Here is a 20,955-nt window from a genome sequence, read left to right as displayed (position 1 = left end):
CTTAGGCCTGTGCGACCGGGGAAGCGGACATGAGGTCGATGAAGCGATCGAACAGGTAGCTCGAATCGTGAGGACCGGCTGCGGCCTCCGGATGGAATTGGACGGAGAACGCGGGAATGTCGAGGCATTGGAGCCCTTCAACCACGTCATCGTTGAGGCACACGTGGGACACGCTCACGCGACCGAAGTTCGCATCATGCGGGGCCTGTGTCTCACCGTCTAGGGGTGCGTCGACGGCGAAGCCGTGGTTCTGCGAGGTGATCTCGACTTTGTCTGTGGTCCGGTCCATGACGGGAACGTTGATGCCGCGGTGGCCGAAGGGCAGTTTGTATGTGCCGAAGCCCAGGGCTCGGCCCAACAGCTGGTTGCCGAAGCAGATTCCGAAGAACGGGATCTTCGCCCCGAGGACCTGGCGGAGGAGCTCGACCTGAGCATCGGCGGTCGCCGGGTCACCGGGTCCGTTGGAGAAGAAGACTCCGTCGACTCCGAGTGCCTGGATCTGCGCGAAGCTCGTCGTCGCAGGCAGGAGGTGCACGTCGATGCCGCGCTCGCTCAGTCGTTCGGGGGTCATCGACTTGATGCCCAGGTCAAGGGCTGCGACGCTGAACTTCTTCTCGCCCACTGCGGGGATGAGCTGGGGCTCGGTGATCGAGACCTCTTCGGCAAGGTTCGCTCCGGCCATATGTGGAGAGGCCTGGACCTTGGCCAGCAGCTCATCGACGTTGGCCTCGGCGGCCGCGCCGGAGAAGATGCCCATGCGCATGGCCCCTGCTTCGCGCAGGTGCAGGGTCAGGGCGCGGGTGTCGACGTCGCTGATGCCCACGATGCCTGATTCTTCGAGGCGGGTGGACAGGTCGCCGATGGAGCGCCAGTTCGAGGACATGCGTGAGGCGTCGCGGACGACATAGCCGGCGACCCAGATCTTGGCCGATTCGTCGTCATCATCGGTGATTCCCGTGTTGCCGATGTGCGGCGCGGTCTGGATCACGATCTGACGGTGATAGGACGGGTCGGTCAGGGTTTCCTGATAACCCGACATCGCGGTGACGAAGACAGCTTCGCCCAGGGTCTCACCGACAGCCCCGTAGGCGGAACCGCGGAAGGTGCGTCCGTCTTCGAGGACGAGGACGGCAGGTGTGGTGGACAGTGTCATTGTGCCTCTTCGATCATTTCGCGGATGCTCTCGACGGTGGGGGTGGTGCTGGCGGCGTAACGGGCGCGGAAGCCTGTGTCGACGAGGGTCTCCCCCAGCCGCCAGGTGATGCGGACGATGCCGCCGCGTTCGACGAATTTGCCGATCATGCCGGCGGTGGTGTCGACGGAGACGATGTCGCGCCTGGGGATAAGGAAGTCCTCACGTCCGGCGAGGTCCATGATGACTCCCCCGTCGGTGACGACGATCTCTCCCGTGGTGCGGATGCCGAGACCATGGACGGCGACGCGTTCGAGTGGGTGCCCGGCCAGGGTCGTCGACACATAGGAGCCTTCGACAGGTTCTGCGACGGGCTTGATTCCCATATGCGGCTTCGCTGGCTGCGGGACGTCGGTCTGGCTCTTCTTTCGTCGGCTCCACCCCCAGGTGATGGCGAGGACCAGCAGCAGGAAGACGACCGCGATGATGATGACGCTTACTGGTCTGTCCATGATGCTCCTGCCGGATGGGGTGTGCTGAGTCGTCCGCCGGAGAGAACCCGGTGGCCGTAGAAGAATGTGTCGGTGATCGAGGTGGAGACCTCAAGACCGGCGAAGGGGTTGTTGCGGCCCTTCGTCGCGTGGTCATCGGGCACGATCGTGTGCGTCGAGTTCGGGTCGATGAGCACGATGTTGGCACTGGAGCCGATTTCGAGGCTGCCATGGCCGGTGGCCCCGGTGATCCGCGCCGGAGTCACCGACATGACCCGGGCGAGGTCGCCGTAGTCGAAGTCGTAGTCCGCCATCGCCTCGACGACGATGGACAGTGCCGTCTCCATGCCGACCATGCCCATGGCCGCGGCCGTCCACTCGCTGCATTTGTGTTCGGCGGTGTGTGGGGCGTGGTCGGTGCCGATGACGTCGATCGTGCCGTCGGCCAGCGCCTCGCGCAGTGCGGTGACATCGGCCTCGGTGCGCAGCGGCGGGTTGACCTTGTATACAGGGTCGAAGCTGCGGACGAGTTCGTCGGTGAGCATGAGATGGTGCGGGGTCACCTCGGCGGTGATCTCGACTCCGCGCGACTTCGCCCAGCGGATGATGTCGACGCTGCCTTTGGTCGAGACGTGGCAGATGTGCAGCCGTGAGCCCACATGCTCGGCCAGGAGCACATCGCGGGCGATGATCGATTCCTCGGCGACGGCGGGCCAGCCGGGCAGTCCCAGCTCAGCGGAGACGACACCCTCGTTCATCTGCGCGCCCTCGGTCAGGCGCGGTTCCTGTGCATGCTGGGCGATGACTCCGTCGAAGGTCTTGACGTATTCGAGGGCCCGGCGCATGAGCAGCGGGTCGGAGACGCAGATCCCGTCGTCGGAGAAGATGCGGACGCGAGCCGCCGATCGGGCCATGGCTCCGATTTCGGCGAGGTTCTTGCCTTCGAGTCCGATTGTCACGGCACCGATGGGCACGACTTCGGTGTAGCCGGCGGTACGCCCGAGGCGGTGGACCTGTTCGACCACGCCTGCGGTGTCGGCGACAGGTGCGGTGTTCGCCATCGCATGGACGCAGGTGAACCCGCCCGCCGCGGCCGCTCGTGACCCGCTCAGGATCGTCTCCGCGTCTTCCTTTCCCGGTTCGCGAAGATGCGTATGCATGTCGACGAGCCCAGGCAGAGCGATCAGTCCTTCTGCACTCACGACTTCCACCGAGGTGTCGTCGGGATCGAGCAGATCCGGATCGACGATCGTCGAGTCCTTGATGGCGATATCGGCACTTCCCTGGCCCAGCACGTTCGCACCGCGGATCAGATAGTCAGTCATTGGTCTCCTCCTGGCCTGTCAAGAGGCGGTACAGGACCGCCATGCGCACGCTGACTCCGTTCTCGACCTGGTCGAGGATGAGGGCGCGCGGTGAGTCGGCGGCTGCCGCTGAGATTTCGAAGCCGCGGTTCATCGGCCCCGGGTGCATGATGAAGGTCTCCTTCGGCAGTCCCGCCAGGCGGGCCGCGGAGAGTCCCCACAATCGTGCGTATTCGCGTTCGTTGGGGAAGAACGATTCGTGCATGCGCTCGTGCTGGACACGCAGCATCATCACGGCTGCGAAGTCTTCGCTGTGCAGCGCCTCGTCGAGGTCGTAGTGCAGGGTCACAGGCCAGGTCTCGACGCCCCAGGGCAGCAGCGTCGGGGGTGCGACCAGATGGACTTCGGCGCCGAGGTTGGCCAGCAGGTGAACATTCGAGCGGGCTACCCGGGAGTGGAGGACGTCGCCGACGATGGCGACCTTCGCCCCGTCGAGACCGCGTCCGCGTGGGCCGTCCTTGACAGCACCCGAGGCGGAGAATCCGCCGAGGGCACGGCGCAGGGTGAAGGCGTCGAGCAGTGCCTGAGTGGGGTGTTCGTGAGTGCCGTCGCCGGCGTTGACGACGGGAACATCGATCCAACCGGTGTGGGCCAGGCGATGCGGGGTGCCGGATCCGGGATGCCGAACGACGAGCGCATCGGCGCCCATGGCCGAGATCGTCTGGATGGTGTCCTGCAGGCTCTCGCCCTTGGATACCGAAGAGCCCTTGGCGGAGAAGTTGAGGACGTCGGCGGAAAGCCGCTTGGCCGCTGCCTCGAAGGAAAGACGGGTCCGTGTCGAGTCTTCGAAGAAGAGGTTGACCACGGTGCGTCCGCGCAGGACGGGCAGTTTCTTGACCTCACGTTCGGAGACCTGAGTCATCTCTTCTGCGATGTCGAGAATCGAGATGGCTTCTTCCCGGCTCAGGGAGATGGTGTCGAGCAGGTGTTTCATTCGCGGCCTCCCGAGATGGTGACGCCGTCTTCGCCGTCGATCTCGACCAGGGAGACGTTGACGCGTTCACTGCTGGAGGTGGGGAGGTTCTTCCCGACGTGATCGGCACGGATCGGCAGATCACGGTGGCCCCGGTCAATGAGGACCGCCAGGCGCACCTTGGCCGGGCGGCCCAGATCTGAGAGCGCGTCGAGGGCTGCTCTGATCGTGCGTCCGGAGAAGAGCACATCGTCGACGAGGACGACGGTCTTGGAATCGATGCCGTCGGCAGGGATCGTGGTGGGTTCCGGGGCGCGGTAAGCGCCGCTGCGCAGATCGTCACGGTACATCGTGATATCGAGGCTTCCGACGAGCTCATCGGCCATCTCGGGTCGTGCGGAGATCGAGGCGATCTGCTCGCCCAGACGAGTGGCCAGGGGAACCCCGCGGCGCGGGATCCCCAAGAGGACGAGGCCGTCGCTGCCTCTGTTGGACTCGATGATCTCGTGGGCGATACGGGTCATGGCCCGTTTCATATCTGGGGCATCGAGCACTGTTCGCTGTGTCATGCTTCCCCTTCTCCGCCTCTCCGGACGGTGGTTAAAGGAGTGGTTCGATTCGATTGTAGACCTCAGATGAGTGAGGTCGGTTCGCGGGTCCGGATTCCGGACCCGCGGACTCAGATCAGGGTCGGCTTGACGTCCAGGACGCGTGAGAGCAGGCCCGAGATGAAGCCAGGTGAATCATCCGTCGAGAACTGTTTGGCCAGAGACACTGCTTCATCGATTGCGGCCTTGTCGGGCACCTCATCGTTGAAGAGGATCTCCCAGGTTCCGATCTGGAGCAGGGCGAGGTCGACGGCCGGCATCCGCTCCAGGGTCCACCCCTGCGCATAGGTGGCGATGACTTCGTCGATCTCGACACGATGACCGGTGATTCCTTCGACGATCTCCACCGCGTAGGCCTTCATCGGATAGTCGGGGTCGTTGGACCGCATGGTCACGACCTGATCGGTGTCGAGGCGACGCTGTCCTGCCTCGAACATCAGTTCCAGGGCCCGGCGGCGGGCCCGCGTTCGTGCTGACACTTACTTGACGCGACCCAGGTAGTCGCCGGATCGGGTGTCGACCTTGACCTTGGTGCCCTCTTCGAGGAACAGCGGCACCTGGATGTCGTAGCCGGTCTCCAGAGTCGCCGACTTCGAGCCACCGGTCGAGCGGTCGCCCTGCAGTCCCGGTTCAGTGTGGGTGATCACGAGTTCGACTGTCAGCGGCAGTTCCACGGAGAGCGCGGTGCCCTCGTGGAAGGAGATCTGCAGGTTCTGGTTCTCGAGCATGTAGTTTGCGGCATCGCCGACGAGGTCGGGCGAGACGCTGACCTGGTCGTAGTCCTCGGCGTCCATGAAGACGTAGTCGGTGCCGTCATGGTAGAGGTACTGCATATCGCGACGGTCGACATTGGCTGTCTCGACCTTGGTGCCGGCATTGAAGGTCTTGTCGATGATCTTGCCGGAGATGACGTTCTTGAGCTTGGTACGGACGAATGCCGGACCCTTGCCGGGCTTGACGTGCTGGAATTCCAGCACCTGCCACAGCTGCTTGTCGATATTGAGCACAAGGCCGTTCTTCAGGTCGTTGGTTGAAGCCACTAATCCGTCCTTCTTCGTGTCAGTCTTGGCCACCGCGAGGTGATTCTGTGCGTCTGGCATTATCTGGCAGTTTCGCCAAACAGCAATTCTAGCAAGCTCCTCCAGGGGCTGCCATCTCGGGCCTGTCGCTCACCTTCCAAGCGACCAGACCTTCGGCCCGCGTCGCTGTGCCCAAGCTCCTCAGCCGCGTCGCTCAGCTCAGGTCTGTACCAAGCATGACCCGAGGTGAGTCCTCACCGATCTCCTGGTAGGCCGTGTGGAGAATCGAGACATCCGGGATCTCCACAGTCGCGGGTGAGCCCACCTCGCTGAGAAGCACCATGCGCAGCATGGAGCCGCGTGTCTTCTTGTCTCGCTTCATCGTCTCCAGCAGCTGCGGCCAGACATCGGCCCGGTAGGCGATGGGCAGACCCAGCTTGGAAAGCAACTCACGATGGAGGTCGACGATCTCCGGAGAGAGACTCTTGACCATCGCAGCCACCTCGGCGGCGAATACCATTCCCACGGACACGGCAGCGCCGTGGCGCCACTGGTAGCGCTCTTTGTGCTCGATGGCGTGAGCCAGGGTGTGGCCGTAGTTGAGGATCTCTCGGCGCCCGGATTCCTTGAAGTCATCGGCGACGACCTCGGCCTTGACGGCTATGGCGCGTTCGATGAGCTCGCGCAGGACGGGGCCGTCCACCTCGGCGATCTCAGCCTTCGAATGCCTGCTCACCAGATCCAGGATCGTGGGATCAGCGATGAAGCCGGTCTTGACCACCTCGGCGAGGCCGGTGAAGAGCTCGTTCTCCGGCAGGGTCTGCAAGGTGTCGAGGTCGACGAGGACACCCGAGGGCGCGTGGAAGGACCCGACGAGGTTCTTGCCCTCAGCAGTGTTGATGCCGGTCTTGCCTCCGATGGCCGCATCGACCATTCCGAGGACCGTGGTGGGAATGTGGATGACGGAGATTCCGCGCAGCCAGGTTGCTGCGACGAAGCCGCCGAGATCGGAGACGGCACCTCCACCGACTGTGATGATGGCATCGGTGCGGGTGAAGTCACTCTGACCGAGGACCTGCCAGCAGAACGCGGCGACCTGCACATGTTTGGCTTCCTCGGCGTCGGGGATCTCTGCCACAATCGCATCGAGACCGGTTGCGCGCAGGTCGTCACGGACCGTCTCCCCCGTCGTCCGCAGAGCCCGAGGATGGATGACGAGCACCTTTTCCACGCGGGGACCGAGGAGCTCGGGAAGTTCGCCCAGGAGGCCCTGCCCCACGAGAACCGGATAGTTCCCGCCGGCTTCGACGTTGATGCGTGTGAGACTCATTCGTGCACTTTCCCCTTTGCTGCCTCCGGGCACGTCATGGCCGCGGTGGCTGAACTTACGAACCTGTTGCGACCTCAAGCCTAACTCTCCGGATCGCGGCCCGAGTACTTGGCATACTCCTCGGCTCGCTGCAGGCCGGTGAGGACGTCGACGACGCGATTGACGATGGTCGACGGATGCGAATTCGAGGCGTGGACTCGGAATGTGGCGACCTGATCATAGAGGGGTTCACGCTCCTTCACGAGCGCCAACCAGTTCTCCACCTTGGTTCCTGCACCGCGCAGCAACGGTCTGTGCGGGGAGTTCAGCCGCGTCATGACGGTGTCGACGTCGATGTCGATGTGCACGACCTTGATCGCAGGATGACCCAGCTGGGCACGTGTGCCCGGATTGAGGATCGCGCCCCCGCCCAGGGACACGATGCCTGGACGGTCGAGCAGACGCCGCAGGGCACGCCGGACGACCTCCCGTTCGATCCGACGGAAATGGTCCTCACCGCGTTCGACGAAGATCTCTGCGATGACGCCGTACTTGTCGACGATGTTCGCATCCGTGTCGATGAGCGGCAGATCGAGTCGATCAGCCAGAAGGCGGCCGATCGTGGATTTGCCGGCGGCAGGCGGCCCGGTCAGCACGATGCGTGACTGCGAGGCCGGGACCGGTTCCAGCGGTGGAACCGGTTTCGGGTGCGGGCGCTGTGTCATCGGCCGATGCGGAGGTTCTCCGGAATGGCGGCCACGTAGGCATCCAAGTTCCGTCTGGTCTCTGCCACGGAGTCTCCGCCGAACTTCTCCACCACTGCTTCGGCGAGGACGAGTGCGACCATCGCTTCGGCGACGACGCCGGAGGCCGGAACCGCGCACACGTCGGAGCGCTGGTGGTTGGCCTTGGCAGGATCACCGGTGGCGACGTCGACGGTCGCCAGAGCGCGGGGAACAGTGGCGATGGGCTTCATGCCTGCCCGAACTCGCAGCGGACCGCCCGTCGACATTCCGCCTTCAGTGCCACCGGCGCGATTGCTCACGCGCCGGATCCCATCATCGCCCACGGCGAGCTCGTCGTGAGCTGCCGATCCGGGGCGCTTCGTGGTGAGGAAGCCATCACCGACCTCGACGCCCTTGATCGCCTGAATGCCCATCAGCGCGCCAGCCAGTCGGGAGTCGAGCCGGCGGTCCCAGTGGACATGCGAGCCCAGCCCAGGCGGCAGATCGTAGGCGAGGACTTCGACGACTCCACCCAGCGTGTCACCGGCCTTCTTCGCCGCATCGATCTCGGTGACCATGCGGGCCGAGAGATCGGGATCGAAGCAGCGCACAGGATCGGCGTCGAGTGCGTCCACATCGGAGGCCAGCGGCAGGGAGGGTTCCGTCGCGGAATCGACGGCGTTCTCGGCCGTCCCGATGGCCACGGTGTGGGAGACCAGAGTGATGCCGAGTTCGCGCAGGAAGTTCGAGGCGATTGTTCCCAGCGCCACACGCATTGCCGTTTCCCGCGCGGAGGCACGTTCGAGGATCGGTCGTGCCTCGTCGAATGCGTACTTCTGCATGCCGACGATATCGGCGTGGCCCGGCCGCGGCCGGGTCAGCGGGGCGTTCCGGGCCTGACCGGCGAGCTCGTCCTCGTCGATCGGGTCGGCACTCATCACGGTCTCCCATTTGGGCCATTCCGTGTTCCCGACCTCAACGGCCACCGGTGAACCCAGTGTCTGACCGTGTCGGACTCCACCGAGGAGGCGAACCTCGTCGGCTTCGAACTTCATCCGTGCTCCACGGCCGTAGCCCAATCTGCGTCGAGCCAAGCTCGCGCGGATGTCTTCCCTGGTGATCGGAACATGGGCGGGAAGCCCCTCAATGATCCCAGTCAGCGCTTCGCCGTGGGATTCGCCTGCAGTCAGCCATCTCAACATTCAACCGATTCTACAAAAGGTTTGGCGCAAGTACCGACCCGAACCACATTCCGGATAGCATTGCGGGCCCGAATGCGATCGTCGTCGCGCTCAGACTGCGTTTCGCAGCGGCAGCCACGAGGGCTGCGATTCCGGCGATGAGCATCATGATGATGAAGACGAGCGCCGGTGCCCAGGCAGAGAACAGAGTGGGCACGCAGAAGACGATGAAGGCGAGTTTGACGTCGCCGAGGCCCATCGTGGCTACGTGCATCACCCGTCCGATCAGGTACAGGACGCCGAAGAACAGAACTCCGGCACCACCGGCGATGAGGCCGAGGCCCCAGATCGCAGACTCCCCCAGCAGTTGACCGAGAACGAGAGCGAGCAGTTCAAGACCGATGAGCGGATACACGATCCGATCCGGCAGACGATGGACGACGATGTCGACGACAACGAGGAACGGTGTCGCTGCAGCGGCCGCACCCAGGCTCAGTGCCAGGAGAAGTCGGTCCATGGACCCGAACCCGGGCGCGGCGCCGGTGTCGGGGAAGAGCAGGGCGGCCGCGACTGCGAGGACGACGCCGAGGATCGCCAAGGGCAGGGGGCGGAAAAGGCGAGCTTTCGCAAGCACGGCGGAGTGCCCATCATCGGCTAACCACCAAGTCGGGCAGCGGGCCAGGAGAATGCCGGCACCAGCGCTGACGACGGCCGTGGCAGCAATCGGCCACCCGTGGAGAACTCCGATGTCCACCCTCGTCCGCCTTTCCCGTCCTTCTTGTCAGTCGCCTGCCGGTCCCGCTTGGTCCTCGAGCGCGCGGTACATGGCCGCCGTGATCACAGCGCGACGATCTGCGTGCTGAGTGGGGCTGACCTCGCCATCTGGTGCTTCGGCTGCGTCGATGAACATCTCCGACTGTGCCACGGCCTGTTCGACGAGCATCACCGTGCCTTCGACCGGGAGGAGTCCATGTGATTCGGCTTGACGAAGGAAGCCGGACTCGGCTGCATAGGCGACGTCGAGGGCTACTCCTCCGCAGAAATCAGGCGACCATTGCAGCTCGGGGACAGCCTCGGCGGGGAGGGTCGAGATGACGAGGCCAGAGGGTGCGATCAGTTTCAGCGGTGCAGTGCTCGCCGAGACCCCGAGCTGCTGGCTGAGTTCGCGGACCCGGTGGGCCCGATCAGGATTTCGCACGAGGAACTCAACCGTGGTGATGCCCAGTTCACGGCAGGCCAGCAGCGCCGAGGCAGCGGTCGCCCCGGCACCGAGGATGGTCGCCCTGTCAGCACCGTTGCTGTCGACGGTGCTCACACCTGCAGCCGCACCGAGACCACCGACCGTGGTCGGTATCGCAGCGGTGACAGCTGCTTCCCGACAGGTGTTGAGTCCTGGGGTCAACGCGCGCACGATTCCCTGCACGTCAGTGTTGGCCACCGACGTCACCCCATCGTTGCGAACCAGCGTGTTCGCCACTCCGGTCAGCCCGGCCGTGTCTTCGACCTCCCACCCGTAGGTGAGCGCGAGCTGAACGAGCCGTTCCTTCAACGGCATCGTCAATGAGAACCCGATCTGGCCTCTGTGAGCTGCGAGAAAGGATTCGAGGTCTTCGGCGCCGAGGTCGAAGCTGGCGTAGTCGCTGCCGTCGAGGCCCAGTGCCTGGAACGCCGCACGATGAAGCAACGGCGACTTGGAATGGGCGATCGGGCGACCCAGCACCGCAGCCGAGATCGTCATTTGTCGCCGCTGTCCTCTTCGTGCTCCTTGAGCCATTTCCGGTAGATCTCGACGTTCTTCTGATGCTCGTCGTAGGTCTTGGCGAACTTGGTTTCCCCCGTGTCCGGGTTCGTGGCCACGAAGAACTGCCAATCGCCCTTGGCCGGGTTGAGCGCGGCGTCGACGGCTCCGGAACTGGGCGAATTGATCGGCCCCGGGGGCAGCCCCTTCTTCTTGTACGTGTTGTACGGGCTGTCGGACTCGCGTTCCTTCTTCGTCGTCGTCAGGTCGCTGCGGGCACCGTGGATATAGGCCACGGTCGCATCGGATTGGAGCAGTTTGCCGGTCCTCGAATCCTCTGAAATGCGGTTGAGGAAGACCCGTGCCACCTTCTTCCGAACCTTTTCGTCACCGGGTGATTCGATTTCGACCAGGCTTGCCAAGGTCATGATCCGATTTGCGTCATCGAGATCGATGCCAGCGTTCTTAATCTCCAGCTTCGTCTTGGCGACCATCTTGGACACGACATCCTCGGCGGTCTTGTCTTTGTTGAGGTCGTAGGTCGCCGGATACAGATACCCTTCGAGGCTGGGGGCATCAACGTCGAGGCCGTAGTCTTTCGGAGTCTTGTCGTCGATGGCTTTGTCGACCGCTTCGGCCTTCATTCCCGACTCGACCATCGTGGATTTGATCTGATCGATCTTGCGGCCCTCTGCGATCGTGATCGTAGGAGGTTTGATCGGATTGACGATCGCTTCCACCGCAGCCTTGGAACTCATCTTCTCGCGCAGGATGATCGGTCCGGCCTGAATCGTGACATCGCGACGTTCGACCTCGTCGAGGAACGGTTCGGAATTCATGATCACACCGGCTTCGACGAGCTGGTTGGCCACGGAGCGGGCCGAGGCTCCCGGCGGGATCTCAACCGAGACCTCGCTGGTGCCGGCGCCGTCGTAATCGCCTTTGGGACCGAACAGGTCTTGAAAGACTCCGCTTGCGGCTCTGACGCCGAAGAATCCGCCGATGCCGAAGACGAGCACGCAGATGACGACGATGGCTGTCGTCCGCCGCCTGCGCAGCATCCGACGGTGCTTCTTTGCTTTGAGTTCGGACCGCGACAGCCCTTCGTCTTCTGAGAACTCGCCTGGGAACGGGCTCATTGCTGACTCTCTTCGTCGGGCATGGCTCGACCGGCCGGCTCACCGGTGTTGTGTTCGAATTCGAGGGCATTCTGCAAAATGATCACGGCGGCCTGAGCGTCGACGATCTCACGACGCTGACGCGAGTTCTTCCCTGCAGCTGCCAGAGCGTGGTGGGCTTCGACCGTGGTAAAGCGCTCATCGACGAGGCGGATGGGTGTCGACGTGGCGACGCTGATCCGCCTGGCGAACTCAAGTGCGGTGGCGGCCGCTGCCCGGGCCGCTCCATCGAGGGATTTCGGGTCGCCGATGAGCAGTTCGATCGGTTCGTATTCGTCGATGATCTCCCGCAGCGTTCTCAGCGCAGCAGGTTCGTCGGTTCGCCGCACCACGCTCAGCGGCGTGGCGAGGATGCCATCGGGATCGCTGCTGGCGACCCCGATGCGCACCGAACCGATGTCGAGGCCCACACGTCGGCCTCGGCGGAAACTCACTGGAGAGCTGCCTTGACCGCTGCGATGGCAGAGGGGATCGCGGAGACATCGCTGCCGCCGCCCTGAGCGAGGTCGGGTTTGCCTCCCCCGCCGCCGCCGAGTTCACCGCAGGCTAGGGAGACGAGCTTGCCTGCCTGGTGTCCCTCCTCGCGTGAGGAAGCCGTCGTGGCGACCACGACGACGGGCTTTCCATTGCTGGTCCCAATGCCCAGGACCACAGCGGAGCGTTCGGAGACTCGGGCGCGCAGGTCGGTGACGACGGTGCGGATGTCTCCTGCGTTTGAGACCTCGCCGAGGTCGGCGACGACGAACAGGGTTGATCCCACAGTTTCGGCGTTGTCGAGGAACTGTCCAGCCGAGGCTAAGAGCTGCTGGGAGTTGAGACGGGCGATTTCCTTCTCCGCGTCCTTGAGCTTGCTCATCAGATCTCCGACGCGTTCGCGCACATCGGTTCCCGGCACCTTGAGCATGTCGGAGAGCGAGGAGACAATTGTGCGTTCCGCGGCCAGTGAACGGAACGCGTCCATGCCGACAGCGGCTTCGATACGGCGCACCCCTGAGCCCACAGAGGCTTCGGAGAGCACGGAGATCGGCCCCACCTCGGACGAGGCACCGACGTGGGTGCCACCGCAGAGTTCACGGGAGAAGGGTCCGCCGATGTCGACGACGCGCACGATGTTCGGGTACTTCTCGCCGAAGAGCGCCATCGCACCGGACTTCTTGGCGTCCTCGAACGGCAGGAATTCGGTGCCGACCTCATAGTTCGAGCGGACGGCGAGGTTGGCGACGTCTTCGATCTCCGCCCGCATCTGCGGGCTCGGGGCTTCGGGGAACGAGTAGTCGAAGCGCATGTAGCCTGGCTGGTTCATCGAGCCGGCCTGGACTGCGTGAGTGCCGAGGATCTCACGCAGTGCGGCGTGGACGAGGTGTGTGGCGGTGTGCGCCTGCGAACCCTGGAACCGGTGGTCGTGATCGACGACGGCCAGGACTTCGGCCCCGACATGGATCTCACCGTCGACGACTTCGACCCTGTGCGCGGGGAGGCCCTTGATGGGATTCTGCACGTCGAGGACACGGGCTGTGAATCCATGGCCTTTGATGAGGCCGATGTCGGCGCGCTGTCCGCCCGCCTCGGCGTAGAACGGAGTCAGATCGAGGATGAGGTCGGCGGTCTGACCCGGTGTCAGGACTTCCTGGGCGAGCCCGTCGACGACGATTCCGCGCACCCGGGAGTCAGCTTCGAGCCTGTCGTAACCGACGAATTCGGAGGCCCCGTCTTCAAGCAGAGCCGAGTAGGCAGAGAGGTCGGCATGTCCGCCGCCCTTCTTCGCCTTCGCGTCGGCTTTCGCACGGGTCCGCTGCTCACTCATGAGGGCACGGAAACCCTCTTCGTCGACGTGGACGCCCTGTTCGGAAGCCATTTCGAGCGTCAGGTCGATGGGGAATCCATGGGTGTCGTGCAGTGCGAACGCGACGTCTCCGCTGATGGTCTTGTCCGATTCGGGCAACGAGGCGGCAGCGTTCTGGAACAGCTGCGTGCCGGACTCCAGGGTCCGCAGGAAGGCCTTCTCCTCGGCATAGGCGATGCGGGAGATGCGATCGAAGTCGGTCTCCAGCTCCGGATAGGAGAGTTTCATCGATTCCATCGACACCGGCAGCAGTTCAGGCAGGACCTCGCTGGTCACGCCGAGGAGGCGCATCGCACGCACAGCCCGGCGCAGGAGGCGGCGGAGGATGTAGCCGCGGCCTTCGTTGCCGGGACGCACACCGTCTCCGATGATGATGAGCGAGGAGCGCACGTGGTCGGCCACGACGCGCATCTGCACGTCGGCCTCGTGATCGGCACCGTAGCGGTGACCCGAGAGGCGGCTGGCGGCTTCGATGACGGGGAAGACTTCGTCGATTTCGTACATGTTCTCGACGCCCTGGAGCAGGAAGGCGACACGTTCGAGGCCCATGCCGGTGTCGATGTTCTTGGCGGGGAGGTCGCCGGCGATGTCGAAGTCGACCTTGGAGCGGACCTCGCTGAGTTCGAATTCCATGAACACGAGGTTCCAGATCTCGATATAGCGGTCCTCATCGGCCACGGGTCCGCCTTCGATACCGTAGTCCGGGCCACGGTCGAAGTAGATCTCGGAGCAGTAGCCGCCGGGGCCAGGCTGTCCGGTGTGCCAGAAGTTGTCTTCGTTGTCCCGCGGCTGAATGCGCTCACGTGGAATCGAGGTCTCCTGAAGCCACAGGTCGATGGTCTCGATGTCGTCCTCATGGACTGTTGCCCACAGGAGGTTCTTGTCGAAGCCGAGCCCACCGTCGATCACGGAGTTCGTCAGCAGACCCCAGGCGAAGCGGATGGCTTCGCGCTTGAAGTAGTCGCCGAAGGAGAAGTTGCCATTCATCTGGAAGAAGGTGCCGTGGCGGGTGGTCTTGCCGACCTCTTCGATGTCGCCGGTGCGCACGCACTTCTGCACGCTCGTGGCGCGATTGAACGGGGCGGGCTCCCGACCGGTGAGATACGGGATGAACTGCACCATTCCAGCGATGTTGAACAGGATCGATGGATCGGAGCTGATCACCGACGCTGAGGGGACGACTGTGTGTCCGTTCGCTTCGAAGTAGTCCAACCAGCGCTGTTTGATCTCTGCCGTCTTCATCCAAGGCCTTTCACATGTTGCGTGTGCACTCTTGCACTCATCAGTGATTAGTTTAGTGGCTCATCCACATTATGCGAGGTGCCGACGCTGCGCGCCGCCGACCCGCGGGTGAATGCACAACTGCCCGGAACTCGACGTTCCGGGCAGTTGATGCCGTGCGATCCCGCTGGGGTGATCAGCGCGAGTAGTGCTCGACGACCAGCTGAACGTCGACGGTCACAGGAACCTCTTCGCGCTTAGGGCGACGAAGCAGGGTGGTCTGCAGACCTTCGAGGTTGACGTTGAGGTAACCCGGGACTGCAGGGAGAACATCCTTGTGTCCACCGGCTGCGGCGACCTGGAACGGATCCATCGACGCACTCCTGGTGTGGACCTGGATGGTCTGTCCTTCCTTCACGCGGAATGAAGGACGATCGACGCGCTGACCGTCAACGGTGATGTGACGGTGCACGACGAACTGACGCGCCTGGGCGATGGTCCGGGCAAAGCCCGAACGCAGCACCAGTGCGTCGAGACGCATTTCGAGGAGCTCGACCATGGTCTCACCGGTCAGACCGGAGAGACGGCTGGACTCCTTGTAGATCTTGAGCATCTGAGCTTCGCGGATGCCGTACTGGGCGCGAAGACGCTGCTTCTCCTTGAGGCGGACCGAGTAGTCGCTGTCATTGCGACGACGTGCACGGCCGTGCTCGCCTGGAGGATACGGGCGACGCTCGAAGTACTTCTCCGCCTTCGGAGTCAGCGGCATGCCGAGGGCGCGCGAGACGCGCGTCATCCGGCGGTTACGTGCTGGTGCTGGCACAGTATTACCTTTCATCAATATGGTGTGTCTCGACCGGCCATGGGTTCTCGCCCTAGTCGACACGGTTGTTTCCCTGGATGGGAAAGAGGGATTGAGCGTCGAGATCCGCTCGCACCGACCGCCTTTAGCGTGCAGGCACAACAGCAACCAATCTTAGCGGAAGTCTGCAGCCGGGCGCAACGCGAGCCCCGCGAGCTCGGCGAGCAGATGCGTGCTGGGGAGATCATCGTCCCAGAGCAATTCGGCAGCCGTCTGATGGCACCACGCAGAGAGCCACTCCCAATGCTGGGTCACAGGTCAGCCGCCCGTGTGATCAGCATCGCTGCCGTGTCCTCTGCCCGTCGGCGGACGCATTGCCGCGTCGGCGACAGCGGCACCCGAGCCGCCGTAGATGTTGACGACGGAATGAACACCCGCATCGGTGAAATGGCTGGCCTGGTCCTGGCGCTGCACGACTGCGGCGATGGTGCCGTCGAAGCCCGCGATCCGCAGCTGGTCGAGAGCGAAGGTGTTCGAATCGTGGATCGCCATGGCCAGGATGACTGTGCGCGCGGTGCCGCCGACCACCAGGCGGTGCCAGAATTCGTGGTCCGTGGCGTCGCCCTCGAGGACGTTGAACTTCTCCCTCTTCAGTTCCCCCACCAAGAGATGGTCGTTGTCGATGCCGATGACGCTCAGGCCTCCTCGGTTGACCAGACGCTCGTAGGCTCCGCGACCGATGCGTCCCATGCCCAGCACCACGACCTCGGCGGCACCGGTGTCGATCGGACGGTCTGTGGGCCGCAGCCGGGCTTCGTTCTCCTCCGGCAGGATCTCGTCGAGGCGGGCCACGACCTGCAGGCTGTAGGCATTGGCCAACGAGGAGATGATCATGCTGATGGCGACGGCTAGAGCGGTGACAGTCAACCAGTTGTGCGCGAATACACCGTTGCCCACGCCGACTGCGACGACGATGAGCGCGAATTCGGAGAAGTTGCTCAAAGCCAGGCTGGTGCGGATGCTCGTGCGGTTGCGCAGACCGAAGAGGCGGCCCAACAGGTAGAAGCTGAGGAAATTGAAGGGGATGAGGACCACACACAGGATCAGGGCCAGAGCCAGGTCGGTCCAGGTCGGCACCGCCTGGAGGCCGATGACGACGAAGAATGCGACGAGGAAGAGTTCCTTGACGCTGAACAGAGATTTGGACAGTTCATTGGACCTGGGATGGGTGGCGAAGAGCAGGCCCATCGCCAGGGCTCCGAGGTCTCCGTGGATGCCCACGGATTCGAAAGCGACGTATCCGGGCCCCATCGCCGTGACCACGCCGAAGAGCACGAGCAGTTCGCCACGTCCGACCCGATCGAGGATGCGCCGCAGCACCCATGCCGCGGGAATCAGAAGGACCAGCGCGAACGCCCAGAGACTCGGCGGCTCCTCCCCCGCGACGGTGATGAACGCGACCGCGGCGAGGTCTTGGAAGACGAGGATGGCGATGGCGATCTGACCATAGTACGAACCGTCGTCGGAGCGCTCTTCGAGCACCTTGACCACAAGCACCGTGGAGGAGAAGGAGAGCGCGAAGCCGAGCAGTCCCATGGTTCCCAACCCACCGTCGAGGGTGACGATTCCGATGACCGCCGAAAGCCCGATCGTGCCTGCACCGACGAGGACACTCGTGAGCATGTGGAGGGCAGCAGTGCCATAGGCCTCGGGTTGGAGCAAAGATCGCAGGTCGAATTTCAGCCCAATGGTGAAGAGGAGAAGAACCACGCCCAGATCGGAGACCTGCTCGAGGCCCTCAAAGGCAGGGACGCCGAGGACGTGGAGCAGGAATCCGGCGCCGAGGAAGCCGACGAGCGGAGGAATGCGCAGCTCATAGGCGAGCATGCCCAGTACGAGTGCGACCGCGATGGTGACGATGATGTCCTGCACGTCGGACCTCCTCAGCGTTTCCGGCGCTGCCTTCCTGACCCTGGCTGCGGCGCTCATTCTTCCTGTGCACAAAGCTACCGTGTTCCAGAGTTCAAAGGGTGCGCTTCCGCCGCAGAATTCAGCGAGCGGCGGTCGAGATCAGGGTCGCAGAAGTTTCTGAAGCATCTCGAGTCGCTCCCCCAAGGAACGCTCCATGCCGTTGCCTGTCGGTACGTAGTAGCGCTTCCCTCGCAGTGTCTCGGGCAGGTATTCCTGGGCGGCGACCCCGTGAGAATAGTCGTGCGAGTATTTATAGCTCTCGCCGTGACCGAGCTCTTTGGCACCGGGATAGTGAGCGTCGCGCAGGTGCGTGGGCACCTGTCCGGAGAACCCGTTCTTGACGTCGGCGATCGCGGCGTCGAGAGCCCGGTAGCTCGCGTTCGACTTCGGTGCCATGGCCAGATAGGTGACCGCCTCGGCGAGGGGAATGCGACCTTCCGGCATGCCGATGTTCTGCACCGCCGTTGATGCCGCCACCGCGATCGGCAGAGCCTGCGGATCGGCCATTCCGATGTCCTCGGCAGCCGATATGACAACGCGCCGGGCGATGAAGCGGGGATCCTCGCCGGCGACGATCATCCTGGCCAAGTAGTGCAGCGCGGCGTCGACGTCCGAGCCGCGAATCGACTTGATGAATGCGGAGACGACGTCGTAGTGCTGGTCGCCGTTCTTGTCGTAGCGCAGCACTGTTTCTGAACTGGCCTCGGCACAGGCGGCCTCGGTGATGAGGATCGCGCGAGTCTCGGAGTCCTCGGCTTCGACCTCGTCCTCAGCATCGGCATCGGCATCAGCATCAGCATCAGACGAGTCGACAGCACCTGCCTCGGCGAAATCTGCCTGCGCGGCAGCGATGCCGGCGGCAGCTTCGAGGATCGTCAGGGAGCGTCTGGCGTCGGCACCGGCGATGCGGACGATGAAGTCCTTCGCAGCCGGCTCGAGTTCGAATTCCCCTGCCAAGCCTCGTTCGCTGGTGACCGCCCGGTCGAGGAGATCGGCGATGGCGGCATCGTCGAGTGGACGCAGCGTGAGCAGCAGCGAGCGGGACAGGAGTGGGGAGATGACGGAGAACGACGGGTTCTCGGTCGTCGCGGCGACGAGCACGACGAGGCGGTTCTCCACCGCCGGCAGCAGAGCGTCCTGCTGCGCCTTCGAGAACCGGTGGATCTCGTCGAGGAACAGCACGGTTGTGCGCTGATACATGTCACGCTCGCGCCTGGCGTTCTCGATCACCTGCCGCACGTCCTTGACGCCGGCGGTGATGGCGGACATCTCCACGAAGGTGCGGCCCGGTGCGTGGGAGATGACGTGAGCCAGGGTGGTCTTGCCGACTCCGGGTGGGCCCCACAGGATCACCGAGGAGGCTCCTGCCCGGTCTCCCCCGCTGGCTTCGACGAGTTGGACGAGGGGTGAGCCGGGGAATGTCAGGTGGTCTTGGCCGACCACCTCGGCGATGGTGCGCGGACGCATCCGCACCGCCAGCGGGTCGAGAGCTCGACCCGAGCTGGCAGAAGAACCCCCGACGCCCGGACCAGGAGTTCCCTGGTCCGGGCCATCGGAGGAGAAGAGGTCAGGACCGTTGGTCATCAGGCCTCGGCGTTGTCGTCTTCCGGTTCGAAGTCCACGCCGGCCTCGGCACGCTGTGCGTCGGTGATCGGCGCGGGCGCCTGGGTGAGTGGATCATATCCGGCACCGGTCTTCGGGAAGGCGATGACTTCGCGGATCGAGTCGACCCCGGCCAGCAGGGACACGATGCGGTCCCAGCCGAAGGCGATGCCTCCGTGTGGGGGTGCGCCGAAGTTGAAGGCCTCGAGGAGAAAACCGAACTTCTCCTGTGCGTCCTCCTCGGAGATGCCCATAATCTTGAACACGCGTTCCTGGACGTCCTTGCGGTGGATGCGGATCGAACCGCCACCGATCTCGTTGCCGTTGCAGACGATGTCATAGGCGTAGGCCAGGGCAGCGCCGGGATCGGATTCCAGAGTGTCGAGGAATTCGGGTTTCGGCGCGGTGAAGGCGTGGTGGACTGCGGTCCACGATCCCTCGCCGACGGCGACGTCGCCTGCTGCCTGTGCCGCGGCTGCGGATTCGAAGAGCGGTGCGTCGACGACCCACACGAAGGCCCAGTCACCTTCCTTGATGAGTCCGGTGCGTTCGGCGATCTCATTGCGGGCCGCACCGAGGAGTGAACGCGAGCTCGCAGGGTCACCGGCTGCGAAGAAGATCGCGTCACCAGGGTTGGCTCCGGCGGCTTCGACGAGGCCGGTCTTCTCCTCATCGGAGATGTTCTTGGCCACAGGACCGGTCAGGGTTCCGTCTTCGGCTACGAGAACGTAGGCCAGGCCCTTCGCACCGCGCTGCTTTGCCCAGTCCTGCCAGCCGTCGAGCTGACGGCGGGGCAGGGTGCCTCCGCCGGGGTAGACGACGGAGCCGACGTAGTCGGACTGGAAGACCCGGAACGGGGTGTTCGCGAAGAATTCGGTGAGGTTGTGCAGCTCGAGCTCGAAACGCAGATCGGGCTTGTCGCTGCCGTACTTCTCCATCGCCTCGGCGTAGGTGATGTGCGGGATCGGAGTTGTGATCTCGTGACCGATGAGCTTCCACAGAGCAACGAGGATCTTCTCCGCCAGGGCGATGATGTCCTCCTGCTCGACGAAGGAGGCTTCGATGTCGAGCTGGGTGAATTCGGGCTGGCGGTCCGCACGGAAGTCCTCGTCACGGTAGCAGCGAGCCAGCTGGTAGTAGCGTTCCATGCCCGCCACCTGCAGGAGCTGCTTGAACAGCTGCGGTGACTGCGGCAGGGCGTACCAGGAGCCGGGCTGCAGGCGTGCGGGAACGAGGAAGTCACGTGCGCCCTCAGGAGTGGACCGGGTCAGGGTCGGGGTCTCGATCTCCAGGAAGTCCTGCTCATCGAGGACCGTACGAGCGGCCTTGTTCGCGGCCGAGCGCAGACGCATCGTGGCGGCGGGGCCGGACCGGCGAAGGTCGAGGTAGCGGTAGCGCAGGCGAGTCTCCTCGCCGACGGTGCCGGCGTCTTCGGCGTGGTCGGAGACCTGGAAAGGCAGCGCCTCGGCGAGGCTGAGGATCTCGACGTTCGTGTCGATGACCTCGACGTCACCGGTGGGCAGGTTGGCGTTGGTGTTGCCCTCGGGGCGCAGGGACACGGTACCGGTGACCTTGACGACGGATTCGTTGCGCAGTGCGTGCGCATCGTCCTCACGGACGACGACCTGGACGATCCCCGATGCGTCACGCAGATCGATGAAGGCGACACCTCCGTGATCGCGACGACGGTCGACCCACCCGGAGAGGGTGACGGTCTGTCCTGCGTGTGAGGCTCGCAGGCTTCCGGTTTCATGGCTTCGCAGCACCTAGGGCTCCTTTACGATGTTTATGTGGCAGCGCGTGAACAATGATAGTGCCTTGCCACTCGATTACCGGCATGGCCCACTGCAGGTCATCT

At 64.0% G+C, this 20,955-nt stretch carries 19 protein-coding genes; all 19 read right to left on the bottom strand.

The window, feature by feature from the left end; genetic code table 11:
- Window position 1: 1 nt before the first annotated feature.
- Window positions 2–1,153: a glutamine-hydrolyzing carbamoyl-phosphate synthase small subunit gene (gene carA / locus BANT918_RS01050; protein ID WP_101618582.1), complete on the bottom strand. Its 1,152-nt coding sequence runs from the start codon at window positions 1,151–1,153 to the stop codon at window positions 2–4.
- Complete coding sequence (locus tag BANT918_RS01045) at window positions 1,150–1,644, bottom strand: hypothetical protein (RefSeq protein ID WP_101618581.1); 495 nt, start codon at window positions 1,642–1,644, stop codon at window positions 1,150–1,152. The genes carA and BANT918_RS01045 overlap by 4 nt, the downstream gene beginning before the upstream one ends.
- Window positions 1,629–2,948, bottom strand: a complete 1,320-nt coding sequence (locus tag BANT918_RS01040; protein ID WP_009881425.1) for a dihydroorotase — start codon at window positions 2,946–2,948, stop codon at window positions 1,629–1,631. The genes BANT918_RS01045 and BANT918_RS01040 overlap by 16 nt, the downstream gene beginning before the upstream one ends.
- Entirely contained in the window at window positions 2,941–3,921 is a 981-nt protein-coding gene (locus BANT918_RS01035; protein ID WP_101618580.1) for an aspartate carbamoyltransferase catalytic subunit, read from the bottom strand. Before BANT918_RS01035 ends, BANT918_RS01040 begins: the two co-directional genes overlap by 8 nt.
- Window positions 3,918–4,469: a bifunctional pyr operon transcriptional regulator/uracil phosphoribosyltransferase PyrR gene (gene pyrR / locus BANT918_RS01030; RefSeq protein ID WP_101618579.1), complete on the bottom strand. Its 552-nt coding sequence runs from the start codon at window positions 4,467–4,469 to the stop codon at window positions 3,918–3,920. Before pyrR ends, BANT918_RS01035 begins: the two co-directional genes overlap by 4 nt.
- A gap of 110 nt (window positions 4,470–4,579) precedes the next feature.
- Window positions 4,580–4,987, bottom strand: coding sequence for a transcription antitermination factor NusB (gene nusB, locus BANT918_RS01025; RefSeq protein ID WP_101618578.1), 408 nt, complete (start codon window positions 4,985–4,987; stop codon window positions 4,580–4,582).
- A complete protein-coding gene (gene efp / locus BANT918_RS01020; protein ID WP_101618827.1) occupies window positions 4,988–5,548 on the bottom strand; it encodes an elongation factor P in 561 nt (186 codons plus the stop codon). It abuts the gene before it with no gap.
- Window positions 5,549–5,741: 193 nt separating this feature from the next.
- Window positions 5,742–6,857 carry a 3-dehydroquinate synthase gene (aroB, locus tag BANT918_RS01015; protein ID WP_101618577.1) on the bottom strand — a complete coding sequence of 372 codons (1,116 nt, stop codon included), beginning with the start codon at window positions 6,855–6,857 and terminating at the stop codon, window positions 5,742–5,744.
- A gap of 80 nt (window positions 6,858–6,937) precedes the next feature.
- Entirely contained in the window at window positions 6,938–7,561 is a 624-nt protein-coding gene (locus BANT918_RS01010) for a shikimate kinase (RefSeq protein WP_101618576.1), read from the bottom strand.
- Entirely contained in the window at window positions 7,558–8,763 is a 1,206-nt protein-coding gene (gene aroC / locus BANT918_RS01005) for a chorismate synthase (RefSeq protein ID WP_101618575.1), read from the bottom strand. The genes BANT918_RS01010 and aroC overlap by 4 nt, the downstream gene beginning before the upstream one ends.
- Before the next feature lie 10 nt (window positions 8,764–8,773).
- Window positions 8,774–9,496 carry a hypothetical protein gene (locus BANT918_RS01000; RefSeq protein WP_101618574.1) on the bottom strand — a complete coding sequence of 241 codons (723 nt, stop codon included), beginning with the start codon at window positions 9,494–9,496 and terminating at the stop codon, window positions 8,774–8,776.
- Window positions 9,497–9,523: 27 nt separating this feature from the next.
- Window positions 9,524–10,480: a shikimate dehydrogenase family protein gene (locus tag BANT918_RS00995; RefSeq protein WP_101618573.1), complete on the bottom strand. Its 957-nt coding sequence runs from the start codon at window positions 10,478–10,480 to the stop codon at window positions 9,524–9,526.
- Window positions 10,477–11,619, bottom strand: a complete 1,143-nt coding sequence (mltG, locus tag BANT918_RS00990; RefSeq protein WP_101618572.1) for an endolytic transglycosylase MltG — start codon at window positions 11,617–11,619, stop codon at window positions 10,477–10,479. Before mltG ends, BANT918_RS00995 begins: the two co-directional genes overlap by 4 nt.
- Window positions 11,616–12,092: a Holliday junction resolvase RuvX gene (gene ruvX, locus BANT918_RS00985; protein WP_101618571.1), complete on the bottom strand. Its 477-nt coding sequence runs from the start codon at window positions 12,090–12,092 to the stop codon at window positions 11,616–11,618. Before ruvX ends, mltG begins: the two co-directional genes overlap by 4 nt.
- Window positions 12,089–14,743, bottom strand: coding sequence for an alanine--tRNA ligase (alaS, locus tag BANT918_RS00980; RefSeq protein ID WP_101618570.1), 2,655 nt, complete (start codon window positions 14,741–14,743; stop codon window positions 12,089–12,091). Before alaS ends, ruvX begins: the two co-directional genes overlap by 4 nt.
- A gap of 175 nt (window positions 14,744–14,918) precedes the next feature.
- The gene (gene rpsD / locus BANT918_RS00975; protein WP_180957260.1) at window positions 14,919–15,518 is read right to left on the bottom strand and encodes a 30S ribosomal protein S4; all 600 of its coding nucleotides are present in this window, start codon (window positions 15,516–15,518) and stop codon (window positions 14,919–14,921) included.
- A 324-nt stretch (window positions 15,519–15,842) separates the two neighbouring features.
- A complete protein-coding gene (locus tag BANT918_RS00970) occupies window positions 15,843–17,513 on the bottom strand; it encodes a cation:proton antiporter family protein (protein ID WP_233429203.1) in 1,671 nt (556 codons plus the stop codon).
- 81 nt (window positions 17,514–17,594) lie between these two features.
- Window positions 17,595–19,079 (bottom strand): replication-associated recombination protein A, encoded by a 1,485-nt coding sequence (locus BANT918_RS00965; protein WP_101618567.1) that lies wholly within the window; start codon window positions 19,077–19,079, stop codon window positions 17,595–17,597.
- Window positions 19,079–20,863 (bottom strand): aspartate--tRNA ligase, encoded by a 1,785-nt coding sequence (aspS, locus tag BANT918_RS00960; RefSeq protein WP_101618566.1) that lies wholly within the window; start codon window positions 20,861–20,863, stop codon window positions 19,079–19,081. The genes BANT918_RS00965 and aspS overlap by 1 nt, the downstream gene beginning before the upstream one ends.
- Window positions 20,864–20,955 lie beyond the last annotated feature (92 nt).

Source organism: Brevibacterium antiquum CNRZ 918 (assembly GCF_900169145.1).
GTDB classification, from domain to species: domain Bacteria; phylum Actinomycetota; class Actinomycetes; order Actinomycetales; family Brevibacteriaceae; genus Brevibacterium; species Brevibacterium koreense.
This window is presented reverse-complemented; position numbering and strand designations above follow the sequence as displayed.